14 protein-coding genes are annotated in these 12,723 nt (G+C 40.8%); 10 read left to right on the top strand and 4 right to left on the bottom strand.

What is annotated here, in order from left to right; translation table 11 throughout:
• Position 1: 1 nt before the first annotated feature.
• Genes arsN2 through SAR02S_RS06715 form a run of 3 tightly spaced genes read right to left on the bottom strand, consistent with a single transcriptional unit; the run spans position 2 to position 2,026 of the window.
• Positions 2-436 carry an arsenic resistance N-acetyltransferase ArsN2 gene (arsN2, locus tag SAR02S_RS06725; protein WP_041958078.1) on the bottom strand — a complete coding sequence of 145 codons (435 nt, stop codon included), beginning with the start codon at positions 434-436 and terminating at the stop codon, positions 2-4.
• A gap of 25 nt (positions 437-461) precedes the next feature.
• Positions 462-1,715, bottom strand: a complete 1,254-nt coding sequence (locus SAR02S_RS06720) for an arsenic transporter (protein ID WP_041958077.1) — start codon at positions 1,713-1,715, stop codon at positions 462-464.
• A complete protein-coding gene (locus tag SAR02S_RS06715; RefSeq protein ID WP_041958076.1) occupies positions 1,712-2,026 on the bottom strand; it encodes an ArsR/SmtB family transcription factor in 315 nt (104 codons plus the stop codon). Before SAR02S_RS06715 ends, SAR02S_RS06720 begins: the two co-directional genes overlap by 4 nt.
• Positions 2,027-2,137: 111 nt before the next feature.
• Here SAR02S_RS06715 and SAR02S_RS06710 point away from each other — a divergent pair, with 111 nt between their 5' ends.
• Positions 2,138-2,770, top strand: coding sequence for a LysE family translocator (locus SAR02S_RS06710; RefSeq protein ID WP_041958075.1), 633 nt, complete (start codon positions 2,138-2,140; stop codon positions 2,768-2,770).
• On the opposite strand, the gene SAR02S_RS06705 is transcribed toward SAR02S_RS06710, so the two are convergent.
• A complete protein-coding gene (locus SAR02S_RS06705; protein ID WP_041958074.1) occupies positions 2,750-5,866 on the bottom strand; it encodes an efflux RND transporter permease subunit in 3,117 nt (1,038 codons plus the stop codon). The two genes, SAR02S_RS06710 and SAR02S_RS06705, sit on opposite strands and share 21 nt — an antisense overlap.
• Before the next feature lie 102 nt (positions 5,867-5,968).
• On the opposite strand from SAR02S_RS06705, the gene SAR02S_RS06700 reads away from it, so the two are divergent.
• The 9 genes from SAR02S_RS06700 to SAR02S_RS06660 all read left to right on the top strand — a co-directional run bounded on the left by SAR02S_RS06700 (position 5,969) and on the right by SAR02S_RS06660 (position 12,695).
• Entirely contained in the window at positions 5,969-6,757 is a 789-nt protein-coding gene (locus tag SAR02S_RS06700) for an ABC transporter ATP-binding protein (RefSeq protein WP_041958073.1), read from the top strand.
• Positions 6,758-6,824: 67 nt separating this feature from the next.
• Positions 6,825-7,313, top strand: coding sequence for a 3-isopropylmalate dehydratase small subunit (locus tag SAR02S_RS06695; RefSeq protein WP_041958072.1), 489 nt, complete (start codon positions 6,825-6,827; stop codon positions 7,311-7,313).
• Positions 7,310-8,383, top strand: coding sequence for a 3-isopropylmalate dehydrogenase (gene leuB, locus SAR02S_RS06690; protein WP_041958071.1), 1,074 nt, complete (start codon positions 7,310-7,312; stop codon positions 8,381-8,383). Before SAR02S_RS06695 ends, leuB begins: the two co-directional genes overlap by 4 nt.
• The gene (locus tag SAR02S_RS06685) at positions 8,380-8,628 is read left to right on the top strand and encodes a hypothetical protein (RefSeq protein WP_041958070.1); all 249 of its coding nucleotides are present in this window, start codon (positions 8,380-8,382) and stop codon (positions 8,626-8,628) included. The genes leuB and SAR02S_RS06685 overlap by 4 nt, the downstream gene beginning before the upstream one ends.
• The gene (locus tag SAR02S_RS06680; RefSeq protein WP_041958069.1) at positions 8,619-9,002 is read left to right on the top strand and encodes a CiaD-like domain-containing protein; all 384 of its coding nucleotides are present in this window, start codon (positions 8,619-8,621) and stop codon (positions 9,000-9,002) included. The genes SAR02S_RS06685 and SAR02S_RS06680 overlap by 10 nt, the downstream gene beginning before the upstream one ends.
• Positions 8,999-10,123, top strand: a complete 1,125-nt coding sequence (locus tag SAR02S_RS06675; protein ID WP_041958068.1) for a tRNA nucleotidyltransferase/poly(A) polymerase family protein — start codon at positions 8,999-9,001, stop codon at positions 10,121-10,123. Before SAR02S_RS06680 ends, SAR02S_RS06675 begins: the two co-directional genes overlap by 4 nt.
• Positions 10,124-10,126: 3 nt before the next feature.
• Positions 10,127-10,969: a formyltetrahydrofolate deformylase gene (purU, locus tag SAR02S_RS06670; RefSeq protein WP_041958067.1), complete on the top strand. Its 843-nt coding sequence runs from the start codon at positions 10,127-10,129 to the stop codon at positions 10,967-10,969.
• A gap of 116 nt (positions 10,970-11,085) precedes the next feature.
• The gene (locus SAR02S_RS06665; protein ID WP_041958066.1) at positions 11,086-11,556 is read left to right on the top strand and encodes a tRNA (cytidine(34)-2'-O)-methyltransferase; all 471 of its coding nucleotides are present in this window, start codon (positions 11,086-11,088) and stop codon (positions 11,554-11,556) included.
• Positions 11,553-12,695, top strand: a complete 1,143-nt coding sequence (locus SAR02S_RS06660; RefSeq protein WP_041958065.1) for a BaiN/RdsA family NAD(P)/FAD-dependent oxidoreductase — start codon at positions 11,553-11,555, stop codon at positions 12,693-12,695. Before SAR02S_RS06665 ends, SAR02S_RS06660 begins: the two co-directional genes overlap by 4 nt.
• Positions 12,696-12,723 lie beyond the last annotated feature (28 nt).

Below are 12,723 nucleotides of genomic sequence, written 5' to 3'. Positions count from 1 at the left end.
TTTAGAGTTCTAATTTCATAATAATAGCTGAAGCTGGGCAGATATCCTTAAATTCGCGGGTATTTTGGATGGATTTTGGTGTTTCATCTCGTGTAATTTTTGTAAAGCCATAGCGCACAAAATAGTGCTCAGCGGTTGTGCTCAGCAGATAGAGCGTTTTAATATTTTCATTGGCACAAAAGCTCAGAAGATACGAGAGCATTTTTGCTCCAAGCTTTTGGTTTTTAAATCCCTCTTTGACGCACAATGAACGCAAAAGTGCCTCGTTACCATACTGTTCAACGCCAATCGTTGCGACGATTTCATTGTCTATCAACCCCACAAAAAGGGTGATGTTTTTCTCATAAATATCAGCCGTTGGAAGAGCGTTTGATGCAAGCAGATGAATGATGGCTCGGTACTCATTCTCTGTCGCTTTTCGTAGGGTCATTTCCATTATTTTTCCTTTTTACATGTAAAGACTAAACAAGGCTTAGAAGTACGACTAAAAGGATCGGTGGGGTGATAAGTAGTCCAAACTTTGAGTACTCCCAAAAGCTTATTTTTACCCCTTTTTTTGCCATAACATGAAGCCACAAAAGGGTTGCGAGTGAGCCAAACGGTGTCATCTTAGGTCCTAAGTTACATCCGATGATATTCGCATAGGCAAGCGCTGAGTTGGGGATGTCGTGCAGGGCTATATCCATAATCATAACACTGGGCATATTGTTCATGACAGCACTTAAAATTGCCGCGATAAAACCCGTTCCTACAATAGCGATGGTATTGCCTTGGGCATTAAGGGCATTTAAAATGTGGCTCAGATACGTTGTAAGTCCCGCATTTTTAAGCCCGTAAACAACGATGTAAAGCCCGATGCTAAACCACACCACTTGCCACGGAGCCGTTTTGATAATTTGCCATGGTTGTACTGCTTTAAAGTAGCGTGCGATAGCAAGAAAAAGAAGAGCGCCTCCAAGAGCGATAAAGCTAATCGGAATGTGGTACTGTTCTCCCACAAAGTAGCTTCCCATAAGGGCTGCGATAAAAACCCATGCGAGGTAAAAAAGTGGTTTGGACTTTAACACTTCATCGGGATGTTTTAAGAGTTCCACGTTTACATGTAAAGGAATATCTTTGCGTAAAAAGAGCCACAAAACCGTGATGGAAACGAAGGTACTTACAACATAAGGCGTAAACATCATGCTTAAATAGGTGGAAAATCCAATGTTAAAATAGTTTGCGGTGACGATGTTGGTGAGGTTTGAAAAGACAAACGGAAGCGAAGCCGAATCTGAGATAAATCCGCCTGCAAGTAAAAACGCCACAATGGTTTTGGGTTCAAGTTTTAAGATGCGCATTTTAGCCAGTAAAATAGGCGTTAGAATGAGCACTGCTCCATCATTGGCAAACAAGGCAGAGATAAGAGCACCCAGTAAAAGCGAATAGACAAACATCAAGTGTCCATTGCCTTTTGAGAATTTTGCCATCCAAATCGCACACCATTCAAAAAAACCGATTTCATCGAGGACTAATGAGAGAATAATGATGCCAATAAACGCTAAAGTGGCATCCCAAACAATGTTGGTGACGACTAAGACATCTGCAAAGTTCACCACGCCTAAGAGGAGGGCAAAGCCTGCACCAATGATGGCAGAAGTGCCAATCTGAAGCCCTCGAGGTTGAATGATGACACACAACAGTGTGATGAGAAAAAGTGAAAAAGCGAGTATCATTTTATATCCTTGCACTCACAAACAGAAGAGGGTGTGGGCATCTCTAGGTAGCTTATCTCTTCTAGGCATTCAAGCCTAAAACGATCCAGTGGCGAGCGTATAGCATAATATGCCCACTTCCCACGACGATCAACACGTAAAAAACCTGCATCTTTGAGGATTTTAAGATGCCTTGATATGCGCGACTGAATCATCGAAAAAGCATCTTCGACTTCGCAGACACACACTTCACCTTTTTGGTGAATGAAACGAAGGATTTGTACACGCGTTTCATCATTCAGCGCTCCAACCGTTTTTAAAAAATTATCCATAGGGTTTCTCACAATTTATTTTTTGACAGTATAGCACAACGAGATTTTCATATCAAGATATATTGATATATAAAATAAGCTATAATATATCGAAAATAAAAAGGCAACAAAATGGAACTTCACACATGGCTTTTGTATGTCACTGTCGCACTTATTGCTATCGCGAGTCCTGGTCCAGCGGTATTGCTTGCTATCAACAATTCGATCATCTATGATCTTAAAGCCACCGCTTTTTCATCCTTAGGTAATATTCTTGGGCTTTTTGCGCTTTCTAGCGCTGCTATGCTTGGTCTTGGCGTTGTTCTAAAAACATCATTAGTGCTTTTTTTGGCGTTTAAAATTTTAGGAGCATGTTATTTGATTTACATTGGAATCAAGCAGTTTCGTACGCTTAGTAGCATTTTTAAGAGTGTTGAGTTAACGCATAAAAAAGGTGTTGCTCACTATGTAAAGATTCTTCAAAAAGGGTTTTTAATCTGTATCACAAACCCTAAACCAATCATCTTTTTTACGGCACTTTTTCCACCATTTTTAAATCCAGAAGCACCACTTTTAGAGCAGTTTTTCATTTTAACATTTACTTTCATGGTACTTTCATTTATCACGCTTATGAGTTACGCTTTTTTTGCGAAGCGTTTAAAGTCATGGTTTTTGACCAACCAAAGAGCGTTGTGGTTTAACCGCATAAGCGGAGCGATTTTCATCGCTCTTGGCTTTGGGCTTTTAGGACTTGAACGTAAGTGATATTTTTTCTTTTAGTCTCATAATAAGATAGAAAAAGAGTGGGGTAAAAAAGACACCGATGAGGGTGAGCGTGATCATGCCGCCCACAACGGTAGTACCGATGACATGACGGCTATTGGCACCCGCACCAGAACTCAGTGCTAGAGGAAGAGTCCCTGCGATGAAAGCAAAGGAGGTCATGATGATAGGACGAAAACGGATTTTTGCTCCCTCTATTGTCGCATCAAGGAGCGTATAGCCTTCTTCGAGCTTTTGCAGTGCAAATTCGACCATCAAAATAGCATTTTTAGCCGAAAGTCCCACCAGTGTGATGAGTCCTATTTGGAAGTAGATGTCATTTTGAAGACCTCGTAACCAAACACTCAGTTCTGCACCCAAAAAGGAAAAAGGAACGGCTAAAACAATTGCCCAAGGAATCATCCAACTTTCATACAGTGCAACGAGAATAAGAAAAATAAAAATAATCGCAAAGATAAAAGAGAGATTGCCTGTTTCTAAGAGTTTTTTCTCTTGAAGTGAAGCTCCACCCCATGCGATGGAATAGCCTTCCGGTAACACTTCTGCCGCTATCTCTTCCATGATTTTAAGCCCTTCACCGGAAGAGTAACCCATGTTGGTTTCACCTAAAATTTGAGCCGATGGGAACATGTTGAAACGTTTGGTAATATTAGGATTGATGACACGTTTGAGTGTGATAAGATCACTTAATGAGATGCTATTTCCATCGTTTGATCGTATAAAAATATCACGATAATTTTTAGTATCTTCTCTAAAATCACCTTTAGCTTGGACATTGACACGGTAATTTCGTCCAAAAATGTTGATGTCATTGACATACATACTTCCAAAAGTCGTTTGAATCGTAGCGTAGATGTCGGCAATATCAATGCCATATGCTTTAGCTTTTTGATGGTCTACTTCAAGGCGGTATTGTGGCGTATTTGAACTGAGCGTACTCCTAACAGCACGAAGCTCTTTGCGCTCACTTGCCCTGGCTACAATCTCTTTAGCGTAACTTTCTAACTGTAGATAATTGCCACTTGTTTTGTTTTGCACATACATCTCAAATCCACCTGCAACCCCAAGCCCAATAATCGTTGAAGAGCCAACAGGCATAATTCTTGCCTCTTTATTCTTGGAAAGTTCTGCCATAACTTCTTTGGCAACAGCATCGATGTTTTGGTTCTCTCCCGTGCGCTTGCTCCAATCAGCAAGGCGTACATAACTGTATGCTGCGTCAGTTGTATAGGCTTTTGAGCTAAAATCACTGCCTGAAAAACCACCGACTAGCGTGACCAGTGGGTGTTTGAGTGAAACCTCACTTACAAATTCATTGACCTCATGGGTGCGAGAGAGTGAAGATCCAGGAGGCAGTGTACTCACGGCAAAAAACGTACCTTTGTCTTCTTTGGGGACAAGCCCTGAAGGAATCGTATGCAGGAGTTTTGTAATGGCAAAAATGATAATGGCAAAAATAAGAAGGTTGAAAAGGCTATAGCGAATGGTTGTTTGTACAATTTGGCCAAAGTGGTGGGTAATGTAGTCAAAAAAGGCGTTGAACTTACGAATAATCCAAATAGGTTCCTCTTCTTCATGTTTCAGAAGGAGTGAACAAAGTGCTGGGGTTAGTGTTAAGGCAACAAGCCCTGAAATGGCAACGGAGATGACAATGGTAATGGCAAATTGACGCGACATCGTACCACTGAGCCCACCCATAAATGCAGACGGAATAAAAACAGCACTCAAAACAAGAACGATGGCTAAAACGGGCGCTGTGATCTCTTGCATCGCTTTAATGGTCGCTTCTTTAACACTGAGTGCTTCTTTGCGCAAAATCCGCTCGACATTTTCAATAACAATAATTGCATCATCGACTACAAGACCAATGGCTAAAGTTAAGCCAAAAAGGGTGAGTAGGTTGATGGAAAAGCCCGTAGCGTAAAAGCCTGCAAATGTGCCTATGATGGAGACGGGAATAGCCAGAACTGGGATGATGGTCGCCCTGATATTGCCCAAGAAGAGATAGACAACAAAAACGACCAGAACAACAGCCTCTAAAAGGGTTTCAATCACCTCTTTAATGGAAGCTCTTACAAATTGCGTAGGATCGTACGTAGCATCAATTTTCAACCCTTCTGGGAAGCTTTTTTTGAGCTCATCAATTTTTTTGTCGAGTAACTCAGAGACTTCAAGAGCATTGGCTTTTGAGGTGAGCGTAATTCGAATCATCGATGTGGGTTGTTTATTGAAAATTCCCTTGAAAAAGTAGCGTTCTGCTCCTAACTCAATTTCAGCAACATCGCCCAGTTTTAGGGAGGAACCATCAGGGTTTGATTTGACTAAGATTTTTTCAAATTCTTCGGGTGTGTTGAGCCTTCCTGTGGATGAAACGGTATAGGTAAATGCAATGTTTTTTTGAACAGGCTCTTGTCCAATTTGCCCCATAGGATACTGCTCATTTTGTGCTTTAATCGCGTTAATAACTTCGGTTGTTGTGATGTTATAAAAAGAGAGTTTTTGTGGATCAATCCAGACACGAATGGCATACTCTTGATTTCCAATGACAATGGCTTCAGAAATTCCGGGAATACGCTTGAACTCTTCAAGGATGTTGTTGATGGCGTAGTTTGCCATATACGTAGTGCTGTAACGATTTTCGTGTGACGTTAAAGCAAGGATACGTAAAACATCACTGGAGCGTTCTGCAACTTCAATACCTTGGCGTTTAACAGCATCGGGGAGTTTGCTCTCCGCAAGGCGCACACGGTTATTGACATCCAGTTTTGCCTGATTCATGTCCGTACCCACCTCAAAGTAGAGGTTCATCGTCAGTAAACCACTAGGGGACGTTGTTGACATCATATAGAGCATATTGTCAACACCATTGATTTTCTCTTCCAGTACGGATGCTACGGTGTTTTCCAGCGTAACCGCATCGGCACCTGCATAGGTTGTAGAGACAATGATTTGGGGAGGGACAATGTCGGGATACTCTTGAACAGGTAGTGTGCGAATCGCCATAATACCAGCGATAACAATAATAAGTGAAATAACAATGGCAAAATTGGGTCGGTTGATAAAAAATTTAGAAAACATCGGGACGCATTACCTTTACTTATGTTTACAAATGTCACATTCTAACTAAATTTTGTGAATAATGATGTGATATAATCGTGAGATTGTATGAGGAGTTGTACTATGGAAATTATTCATTTTGAGCATGTTAATGTCGCTTATGAAGAACAAAATGTTTTGCATGAGATCAATTTACGCATTAAAGAGGGTCAACATACCGTTATATTGGGCGCAAATGGCTCAGGAAAATCCACACTTCTGAAACTTTTTTCCAATGATATTTATCCACGTTTTAATGAAGCGACTACCAAAGAGGTCTTTGGCAAAACGGTGTGGGATATTTGGGAGCTTAAAAAGCAGTTGGGCATCATCACCAACGATTTGCATTACGAATTTACCCAAAGAGCGGCTTTTTTAAAAGGCTTCGAAGTGGTGCTTTCAGGCTTTTTTAGTAGCTTTCACATCTACGAGCACCAAGAATTTTCACCTTTACATGTAAAGAAAGTGGAAGAGGTTTTACACTACCTAGAGATCACACATCTGCGCGATAAACTCATCTCTGAAATGTCCACAGGTGAGATTCGCAAATGTATTATTGCAAGAGCTTTGGTGCATGATCCAAAGGCGATGATCCTCGATGAACCAACGGTGGGACTTGACATCAAAGCACAGCTCAATTTTATAGAGATGTTACGTAAAATTGCAACACAGCGCACCATCATTTTGGTGACACATCATTTGGAAGAGATTTTTGAGGAAATTTCGCAAGTCGTACTCATCAAACAAGGACATATTTATGCTCAAGGTAAGAAAGAAGAGCTTTTAAATGATGAGCACCTTTCGCATGTTTTTGATCTTCCTTTACATGTAAAGTGTGAAAAAGGACGCTATTTTGTTCAAAGTGTTGGGTGATTAAACTTTTTCACAACCCCATTTAGATAAAATTTTTAATCAAATCAAGAGACCACCAAGGATTATCATGGGTACTATTAGCGGAAAAGTATGGCACTTTGGCGATAACATCGACACCGATCTTATTATTGCGGCGAGGTATTTGAACACTTCTGATCCTAAAGAGCTTGCTAAACATGTTATGGAAGATGCAGATCCAGAGTTCGTCAACAAAGTCAAAGCGGGTGACATCATCGTTGCTGGCGAAAATTTTGGCTGTGGTAGCAGTCGTGAACACGCTCCCATTGCGCTTAAAGCTGCGGGTGTGAGTGCTGTTGTTGCAAAAAGTTTTGCACGTATTTTTTACCGAAATGCGTTTAACACTGGACTTCCGATTTTTGAGCTTGCTGAAACCGATACCATCAAAGAAGGCGATACCATCGCTATTTCTATGGAGAGTGGTGAAGTTAAGAATGGTGCAACAACCTATAAATTTACTCCAATTCCTCCTTTCATGCAAGAATTACTTTCTTCTGGTGGACTTATGAATTACGCACAAAAAGAGATGAAGAAATGAAAAAAATCTACAATATAGCGGTTATTAGAGGCGATGGCATTGGTCCTGAGATCATTGATGAAGCGATCAAAGTTTTAGACAGCGTATGTGTGAAAGAGGATTTTGAGCTTCGTTATGAAGACTACCTTATGGGTGGCGTGGCGTATGATTTTAAAGGCACACCCCTTCCTGATGAGACGATTGCAGGCTGTCTAAAAGCAGATGCCGTTCTTTTCGGTGCTATTGGCGGTCAAAAATGGGATACCTTACCCCGTGAATTTCGCCCAGAATCAGGACTTTTGAAACTTCGTAAATCGTTAGGACTTTTTGCAAATCTTCGTCCAACTTCTGTTTTTGATGAGCTTTTGGATGCTAGTACCCTTAAACCTGAAGTACTTAAAGGGGTTGACCTTTTCGTGGTTCGTGAGTTAACAGGTGGCATCTACTTTGGTGAACCTCGTGGCAATGATGGCTTTAAAGGCTACAACACGATGGTTTATACCAAACCTGAGATAGAGCGTATTGCCCATGTTGCGTTTGAGTCTGCGATGAAACGTCGTAAAGAAGTCTGTTCTGTCGATAAAGCCAATGTTCTTGAAGTTTCACAACTTTGGAGAGATACGGTTAATGAGATCGCTAAAGAGTACCCAGAAGTCAAACTGACACACATGTACGTTGACAATGCAGCGATGCAATTAGTACGCAATCCTCGTCAATTCGACGTTATTTTAACCGGTAACATCTTTGGTGACATCTTAAGCGATGAAGCCAGTATGATTAGTGGTTCTATCGGTCTTTTACCATCTGCTTCTATTGGTGGCAAAGTGGGTCTTTTTGAGCCAATTCACGGCTCCGCTCCTGACATTGCAGGTCAAGGCATTGCCAATCCTTTAGCGACGGTTTTAAGTGCGTCTATGATGCTTCGTTTTGCTCTTGGTGAGACGAAAGCGGCGGATCGTATTGAAAATGCGATTAAGCAAGTACTTAAAGATGGTTATCGTACGAAAGATTTAGCGGATTTTGGCGCCAAAGAGGTGTGTTCAACAACACAAATGGGTTCAATTATTGCGGATTATGTAGCTAAAATATGAAGACCCTTACATTAGCTTCGATCTACGAACTTCAAGGCCTCAAAAATGAGGCTTTGGAGATTTACAAAGAGTTACTGCGTGAAAATCCTGATAACAAAGATGCCAAAATTGCCATCAAACGCCTTTCAGGGATTCGTAAAAAGTATCGTGGTGTGGACGAAGAGATGAAGAAGTTTTTTTTAAATATGAACTCAGAAGTGGAATTTTTAGAATTTGAAAGGTGGTTGGTAAAGCTATGGAATTAAAAGATATGATTCTCTCAACGCTCAAAGAGCTTGAAGAGGTAGTACCCAAGGAAGAGCAACAACAAATACTTCAACCACCACGCAAGCGTGAATCTGAGGAAGTTTCATTTGAACCAGAACCGCTTTTAGAAATTACTGAAGAGATCAATACGTTCAAAGCATACGCTATGCCTCATGAAGAAGTGGAAGATGAGTATAGTCAAAAACAGTTCTATATGAATCTAAGAGAGCGTATTTTGGTACTTTTTGAAGGTTTCCAATCGCCTAATAATAAAAATATTGAAGCCAAGATCGATTTAACACTCAATTTTTTAGAATACCTTTTAGCGACGATTGACGAGCAATTGGAGCATATGGACACGTCCAAAAAATGAAACTAAATTGCGTTTTCCCTGCGCATTTTCAAAGCCAAATAGAAGAAGCAATCGCTTTTTTAAAACCTCATACCAAGAGAGCTTATTTGGTTGGGGGAAGTGTGCGAGATCTCTGTTTGGATGAGCCTTTGCATGATTTAGACATTGAAGTGTATGACATTGAACCCGTCGCTTTTGAAGCGTTGATGCACAGCGTTGGTGCTGTGGGGGTTGGCAAAAGTTTTTTTGTGTATAAACTTGGAAACATTGACTTTTCACTGCCTCGTGTTGAGCGCAAAAGTGGTGTTGGACATACGGCTTTTGATGTACACGTGTGTCAAGATGAGAAAGAGGCTTCTAGGCGTCGTGATTTTAGCGTTAATGCCATGATGCTAAACATCTTCAATGGAGAACTCCTTGATTTTTGGGGTGGCAAAGAGGCGATTGAGCGCAAGAGTCTTGAAATGATTGATGAAAAGAGTTTTAGAGAAGATAGCCTAAGAGTGCTTCGAGCCATGCAGTTTAGCGCGCGCCTTGGCTTTAGAATAGAGTCCAAAAGTGTGGAAGTGATGCGAAGCATTTCACTGCTTGATTTAAGTAAACCGCGCATTTTATGGGAGTTTGAAAAGCTTTTCAAAGCTTCTTATTTGCACTACGGATTATTTTACATGTACACTCTGGGTCTCTTTGAAAAGTGCTTTACATGTAAAGTGGAAAACCGCTTTTTTGAGATAGCACGTGAATTGCTACGATACAAGCAAAATTTTGAAGAGGCACTTAAGCCTTACTATTTTGTTTATATCGTAGCCAATAGATTAAAGCAAGAACCTTTGCAATGGTTTAGGATGCTTGATGCACCCAATCATTACCTGCAAACCTTCAAGCATCAGCCTTTTTTTGAAGGGGAGATAAGCGATAAAATGCTTTTACATGTAAGCTTAGAGATGCCTATCAAATTGTGGCTTGGAAATTACCGTGAAGGCATTAAAGAGCGAGCGTGCGCGCTTGGCATTTGGGATGAGATATTTAGCGGAAATGTCAATGTCCAAGAGGTGATCCGTGATGGTTTTACGGGGCGTGACATCGGTGAAGAGTTACGAAGAAGACGAATTGAAAAAATAAAACAACTGTGTGAGGCATGAAAAATGGAAGTAACTAAAAATTATATTTTAAAAATTGACTGTTCGGATGAGAAGGGCTTGATCTACCGTATTGCGGATGTTGTCTTTAAATATCAGCTGAACATCATTAAGAATGATGAGTTTGTTGACCGTGACAATGGCAAATTCTTTATGCGAGCAGAACTGAGTGGTGAAATGGATATGAGTGCATTTAAAGGCACACTCCAAGCGATGCTACCTGCTAATTCAGATATTTATGTGGCTGAAGCACGCAAAAAAGACATCATTTTAATGGGTACGAAAGAGACACACTGCTTGGGTGATATTTTACTCAAACACGATAGCGATGATCTGAATGCAAACATCTTAGCGATCGTTTCAAATTACGAAGATTTAAAAAGTTTAAGCGATAAGTTTAACATTCCTTTCCACTGCGTGAGCCATGAAGGGTTAAACAGAGCAGAACACGAAGCAAAAGTGTTGGAAGTTTTAAGTGCTTATACTGTGGACTACATCGTTTTAGCCAAATACATGCGTATTTTATCGAGCGAATTTGTAGGTCATTATGAAGAGAAAATGATCAACATTCATCATTCGTTCTTACCTGCATTTATTGGAGCAAACCCTTACAAACAAGCGTTCTCTCGTGGTGTTAAAATCATTGGAGCCACTGCACATTTTGTCAATAACAATCTTGATGAAGGTCCGATCATCGCGCAAGATGTCATTCACATCAATCACGAAATGACATGGAAAGATATGCAACGTGCAGGCAGAAATGTCGAGAAAAATGTCCTTTCAAATGCGCTTGATTTGGTTTTTGAAGAGCGCATTTTTGTTCATGACAACAAAACGATCATATTTTAATCCTACACGCTTTTTGGGCAAAGCCCGAAAAGCTACGTTGCACTAGGCACTAAAGCTAGCCACATGCGTGGCAGAAAGAAGATCGTGGTCAGTTTTGTTAATTTGGAGATTATTTTATGTTTAACATCGTTTTAGTTCACCCTCAAATCCCTCAAAATACAGGTAGCATTGGGCGCATGTGCGTCAATGCTGACTGTAAACTGCACATCATCAAACCCACGATGTTTGAGATAAGCGATAAGACTGTTAAGCGTGCAGGGCTTGATTATTGGCATTTATTGGACGTTACAGTTTGGGAAAATTTAGACGCTTTTTTAGAGGCGCATAAAGACAAAGTAGATCATTTCTTTTTTGCCACAACCAAAACGAAAAAGACCTATTTTGAAGCCTCATTTAAACCAGGTGATTTTCTCTTTTTCGGTGGTGAATCCACAGGGCTTCCGATGGAGCTTATGCAACTCAAATGGGAAAATGCGATTACCATTCCTATGGGCAAACTTGGCAGAAGCTTGAACCAAGCCACTTCTGCTGGTATTATTCTCTACGATGCGATTCGTCAAAATTTTGAGAGTTTTGAACAAGCGTGAAAATCCACGATATTCTCTTCATTGGCGCGGGTGCAAGCGCTCTGATGGCGGCAAGTCATCTTGAAGGGCACGATGTAGCGCTTGTTGATACCAACCCTAAAATAGGTGCAAAACTGCTTATCTCGGGTGGTGGAAAATGCAATCTCACCAACCGTTTTGCAACTTCAGAGAATTATCTGGGTGATGCCTCTTTTATAGCACCGGTGCTCTCTTCTTTTGATGCTTCTGCAACCCTTTCTTTTGTTAAAAAACACCGACTTAGCCTTGAGGAACGCTCTCACGGGCAGATTTTTTGTGCCAACAGTGCTAAAGAGTTGGTTTCTATCTTTGGGCGACTCACATCTTACTGCACCTTTTATCTCTCAACAAAAGTTTTACATGTAAAGAAAAATGAGCACTTTGTTATTCAAACAGACAAAGGCGAAATCTATGCTAGAAAAGTGGTTGTTGCCAGTGGAGGTCTTAGTTATGCTAGCATTGGGGCGAGTGATATAGGCTATAAAATTGCAGAGCATTTTGGGCACACCATCGTGAGTCCTTCACCTGCACTGGTTGGTTTAACGCTTCAAAAAGAGCAGTTTTGGATGAAGGAGCTGAGTGGCATAGCACTTCCTGTCACATTACATGTAGAGGGAAAAAGCTTTAGCGAAAACCTTCTTTTTGCGCACAAAGGCATTAGTGGTCCTGTTGTGCTGAGTGGTTCGCTCTACTGGAAAAAAGGTAACATCACGATTGATTTTCTTCCGCATATTAAGAACATGGATACTCTTTTTAAACAGCAGAGTAAAAAACAGATTATCACCGCACTGGGGCTTCCTAGACGTTTGATTAAAGCATTTTTGGATGCAGGTGGTATGGAAGATAAAGTGCTCTCTAAACTTACTGCTCAAGAGCGAGAAACATTGTGTTCGCTTAAAGCCTATACATTTGCACCTGCGGGCAATTTTGGTTACACCAAAGCTGAAGTGACAAGGGGAGGGGTTTGTACAGATGAAATCAATCCTCTTAGTTTTGAGAGCACAAAATGCAAAGATCTTTATTTTATTGGTGAAGTGCTGGATGTGACAGGAGAGCTTGGCGGGTTTAACTTCCAGTGGGCGTTTGCATCGGCTTCCCTTCTTGCCAAAGCAATTTTTTGATACAATAGAAGTATCTTAAAAAGAGGGT

The organism is Sulfurospirillum arsenophilum NBRC 109478 (assembly GCF_000813345.1).
Lineage (GTDB): Bacteria > Campylobacterota > Campylobacteria > Campylobacterales > Sulfurospirillaceae > Sulfurospirillum > Sulfurospirillum arsenophilum.
Note: the sequence above shows the minus strand (reverse complement) of the source record. Positions and strands in the feature narration are given on the sequence as shown.

Coding starts and splice junctions, on each gene's coding strand:
- arsN2 (WP_041958078.1), bottom strand. CDS start 436: ATGGAAATGACCCTACGAAAAGCGACAGAGAATGAGTACCGAGCCATC.
- SAR02S_RS06720 (WP_041958077.1), bottom strand. CDS start 1,715: ATGATACTCGCTTTTTCACTTTTTCTCATCACACTGTTGTGTGTCATC.
- SAR02S_RS06715 (WP_041958076.1), bottom strand. CDS start 2,026: ATGGATAATTTTTTAAAAACGGTTGGAGCGCTGAATGATGAAACGCGT.
- SAR02S_RS06710 (WP_041958075.1), top strand. CDS start 2,138: ATGGAACTTCACACATGGCTTTTGTATGTCACTGTCGCACTTATTGCT.
- SAR02S_RS06705 (WP_041958074.1), bottom strand. CDS start 5,866: ATGTTTTCTAAATTTTTTATCAACCGACCCAATTTTGCCATTGTTATT.
- SAR02S_RS06700 (WP_041958073.1), top strand. CDS start 5,969: ATGGAAATTATTCATTTTGAGCATGTTAATGTCGCTTATGAAGAACAA.
- SAR02S_RS06695 (WP_041958072.1), top strand. CDS start 6,825: ATGGGTACTATTAGCGGAAAAGTATGGCACTTTGGCGATAACATCGAC.
- leuB (WP_041958071.1), top strand. CDS start 7,310: ATGAAAAAAATCTACAATATAGCGGTTATTAGAGGCGATGGCATTGGT.
- SAR02S_RS06685 (WP_041958070.1), top strand. CDS start 8,380: ATGAAGACCCTTACATTAGCTTCGATCTACGAACTTCAAGGCCTCAAA.
- SAR02S_RS06680 (WP_041958069.1), top strand. CDS start 8,619: ATGGAATTAAAAGATATGATTCTCTCAACGCTCAAAGAGCTTGAAGAG.
- SAR02S_RS06675 (WP_041958068.1), top strand. CDS start 8,999: ATGAAACTAAATTGCGTTTTCCCTGCGCATTTTCAAAGCCAAATAGAA.
- purU (WP_041958067.1), top strand. CDS start 10,127: ATGGAAGTAACTAAAAATTATATTTTAAAAATTGACTGTTCGGATGAG.
- SAR02S_RS06665 (WP_041958066.1), top strand. CDS start 11,086: ATGTTTAACATCGTTTTAGTTCACCCTCAAATCCCTCAAAATACAGGT.